Source organism: uncultured Algibacter sp., assembly GCF_905480415.1.
Classification (GTDB): Bacteria; Bacteroidota; Bacteroidia; order Flavobacteriales; family Flavobacteriaceae; genus Algibacter_B.
Map to the genome: position 1 here is coordinate 1 of NZ_CAJQQI010000020.1, position 3854 is coordinate 3854.

General features: G+C 31.2%; 4 protein-coding genes. 3 read left to right on the plus strand and 1 reads right to left on the minus strand.

The window, feature by feature from the left end; all coding sequences use genetic code 11:
- Window positions 1-84: 84 nt before the first annotated feature.
- On the minus strand, window positions 85-558 hold the full coding sequence (gene rlmH, locus QZ260_RS01965; protein ID WP_295982160.1) for a 23S rRNA (pseudouridine(1915)-N(3))-methyltransferase RlmH: 474 nt from the start codon (window positions 556-558) through the stop codon (window positions 85-87).
- A 131-nt stretch (window positions 559-689) separates the two neighbouring features.
- On the opposite strand from rlmH, the gene nadC reads away from it, so the two are divergent.
- The 3 genes from nadC to QZ260_RS01980 form a co-directional block, all read left to right on the plus strand.
- Window positions 690-1550: a carboxylating nicotinate-nucleotide diphosphorylase gene (gene nadC / locus QZ260_RS01970; RefSeq protein WP_295982162.1), complete on the plus strand. Its 861-nt coding sequence runs from the start codon at window positions 690-692 to the stop codon at window positions 1548-1550.
- A 73-nt stretch (window positions 1551-1623) separates the two neighbouring features.
- The gene (locus QZ260_RS01975) at window positions 1624-2565 is read left to right on the plus strand and encodes a YihY/virulence factor BrkB family protein (protein ID WP_295982163.1); all 942 of its coding nucleotides are present in this window, start codon (window positions 1624-1626) and stop codon (window positions 2563-2565) included.
- A gap of 3 nt (window positions 2566-2568) precedes the next feature.
- A partial coding sequence (locus QZ260_RS01980; protein WP_295982165.1) for a DEAD/DEAH box helicase occupies window positions 2569-3854 on the plus strand: 1286 nt, incomplete at its 3' end.

Consider the following 3854-nt stretch of genomic DNA (forward strand, 5'->3'; position numbering starts at 1 on the left):
CATAAAAAGGGTTAATTTTTTATTAGCAATTTTTCCTTAAAGTTATTTTATAGTTGCTTATTTTCAAAAAAAACAGTGTTTGTTTTACTTGTGATGATAGGGCTCATTCCTTAAAATAGTGAAGCCTCTATACAGTTGTTCAATAAAAAATAAGCGAATCATTTGATGGGAAAATGTCATTTTTGATAATGATAGTTTCCCATTTGATTTTTTATATACATCTTCAGAAAAACCATAAGGACCACCAACAACAAAAACTAATTGTTTTATTCCTGAATTCATGTGCTTTTGTAAATAAGATGAAAAATCAACTGAGTCGAACTGTTTTCCGTTTTCATCTAGTAATATTAAAGTATCTGTAGTGCTTATTTTTTTCAAAATAAGTTCACCTTCTTTCTGTTTTTGCTGTACTTCACTTAAATTTTTAGAGTTTTTTATATCTGGAATGATATCTAAAGAGAATTTAATATAATAGCCCAAGCGCTTTATATAGTCATCAATCAACGACGTAAGCTGTTTATTATCAGTCTTGCCAATAGTAATTAGTTTTATAGTCATAAAAGCAAAATTACTATTTCGTATTTATGAATAATACATTTAAATAAGAAAAAATTAAAAAATTCGTAAATGTAAAATTTAATTTAGCCAATCTATTTCTTATTTTTGTTCGAATTAACTAACTATCTATTATGATTACACAAGAGCAGTTTGATACAGAAGTGAAGATGATTATTGAAAATGCGATTCGCGAAGACGTTGGTGATGGTGATCACAGTTCTTTGGCTTGTATCCCAGCAAATGCAAGAGGTAAAGCAAAACTTTTAGTCAAAGATAAAGGTATTATAGGTGGTGTTAATTTTGCGAAAAAAGTATTTGCTTACGTTGATAAAGATTTGAAATTAGATGTACTTATTGAAGATGGATCTGAAGTCACTTATGGAGATATTGTCATGTATGTTGAAGGACCATCGCAATCTATATTAAAAGCAGAGCGCACGGTTTTAAACGCGATGCAACGTATGAGTGCTATTGCAACCAAAACAAGAATGTTTGTTGATTTAATAGAAGGGACTAAGACAAGAATTTTAGATACTAGAAAAACAACTCCTGGCATTCGTGTTTTAGAGAAATGGGCAGTTAAAATTGGTGGAGGCGAAAATCACAGGTTTGCGCTTTATGATATGATTATGCTTAAAGATAATCACATAGATTTTGCTGGTGGTATTACAAAAGCTATTGAAACTACTAAACACTATTTAAATGAGACTGGAAGAAACTTGCAAATTATGGTTGAAGCCAGAGATTTGTTTGAAGTCCAAGAAATCCTAAATAATGACGGTGTTTACAGAATATTATTAGATAATTTTGATTATGAAGACACCAGAAAAGCCGTAAAGCTAATTGGTGATAAATGTTTAACAGAATCTTCTGGAAACATAAATGAAACTACTATTAGGCATTATGCGGAGTGTGGTGTAAATTATATTTCATGTGGTGCCTTAACACATTCTGTGCATAATATGGATTTAAGTTTAAAAGCTATAAAATAATTTAAGGCTTTACTAATTGCTTTAATACTTTTTAAATTTAATAACTTCGCTTTAATAAAAACGCAAAGTATTAATGTCTAATTTGCTTGACGAAAAACTCGATAAAATCCCTGTACTGAATATTTTTGTGCGTTTTTTTAAGCGGTTAAAACTACCTGGTCTTGAAGGTTTAACGTTTTATGATTTATTAGTGCTTTACATAACAGGTATTGTTAAAGGAGCTCTAACAACTAGAGCGAGTGCTATTGCATTTAGTTTTTTTACTGCTATATTTCCATTTTTGTTATTTGTTTTAATTATCATTCCCTATGTACCGATTGATGATTTTAAAATAGAATTCCTGCAGTTTTTAGAATCCTTTTTACCAGCAAGTACCTCAGATTTTTTCTTTGAAAACATTTTTGAAAATATAGATCAGTCTCAGCGTGGAGGTTTGTTGTCTTCAGTTTTTATCTTGTCAATTGTTTTAATGGCTAATGGTGTAAATGCCGTTTTTTCTGGTTTTGAAAATTCTTATCATGAACAATTAGCAAGGAACGTTTTTAAGCAATACATGTATGCGATGAGTATTGCTTTAATATTAGCTTTTCTTCTCATTATAACAATAATAGTCTTAGGATATATTCAGATTTATGTGGTGCAAGAGTTGTTAAATGCTCTTGAAGACAGAGGCTATCATGTAGATTCAGATGGTGTATTTTGGGCTAGTGTCGTTACATATATGTTTTTTGTAATTATGGTATATATAGCTACGGCAACTTTATATTATTTTGGAACAAGAGAGGGGAGAGACTCTAAATTCTTTTCTGTTGGGGCCATATTTACGACGTTGTTAATTATGCTCACATCGTATTTGTTTGGTGTTTATATTGAAAATTTTGGTCAATTCAATAAATTGTACGGGTCTATAGGAGCTTTATTGATTCTCTTGTTTTATATGTGGCTTAATGCTAATATTCTTTTGCTTGGGTATGAATTGAATGCTTCTTTGAATAAGCTTAGAAAAACTAGATAATTCATGGCTTATTTTATCGATGTTATTATTCCAGTTCCACTTCAAAAACTATTCACCTATAGCATCACGGCTTCTGAGGCGGATTTTTTGAAAGTAGGCATGCGTGTTGCAGTTCCTTTTGGCAAGTCTAAAATCTACACAGGTATTGTTTATAATATCCATAGTAGTGGGCCAACCGCTTACGAAGCAAAAGATATTCAACAAATATTAGATGATACACCAATTGTAAATGAAATTCAATTGCAATTATGGCAATGGATAGCAAGCTACTATATGTGCACTTTAGGGGATGTTATGCGCGCTGCGCTGCCTAGTGCTTTTATTTTAGAAAGTGAAACTGTAATCGCAAAAAACACTATTAAAACTATTGATGAATCTATTTTAAAAGATGATGAATTTTTAGTTTATGAAGCACTGCATCATCAATCGAATTTAAAGATTCACGATATTTCTAACATTCTTGATAAAAAGAATGTGCTTTCCGTTATTAAAAGACTTATTGAAAAAGAAGTTATTACGGTTGAAGAAGAAGTTTATGAAAAGTACAAGCCTAAATTGGTGCGTTATGTAAAACTGCATACTAATTTTTCTTCTGAAAATGGAATTCAAAATTTATTAGATGAATTAAGTAGAGCGCCAAAGCAACGCGAAGTTGTAATGACTTTATTTTCAATTTCGGCTAAAACAAAAAAACCTGTTAAGGTATCAGACCTTTCAAATGAAAGTGGCGCATCTCCATCTATTATAAAATCTTTAATAGATAAAGGTGTTCTTGAAGAATATCATATCCAAATGGATAGGATTCAATATTCTGGTGAGGAAACGGAAGCTTCTAAACGGCTTAATGACTATCAGAAAACAGCATTAAATGAAATAAAAGAATCTTTTGAAAAGCATCATGTTACGTTATTGCACGGTGTAACCTCTTCAGGGAAAACTGAAGTATATGTGAAACTTATTGAAGATATAATAAAAGAAGGGAAACAAGTTCTGTATCTACTTCCAGAAATAGCTTTAACAACACAATTAGTCACAAGACTTCAGAATTACTTTGGAGAACAAGTAGCTGTTTTTCATTCTAAATACTCAACTCATGAACGTGTTGAGGTTTGGAATAATGTTCTGCACAATTCCGCGAAATCGAAAATAGTTTTAGGAGCGCGCTCATCTATATTTTTGCCTTTTAATAACTTAGGATTGATAATTATTGATGAAGAGCATGAGCAATCGTTTAAGCAATTTGATCCCGCACCACGTTATCATGCTCGAGATACAGCCATAGTATTGGC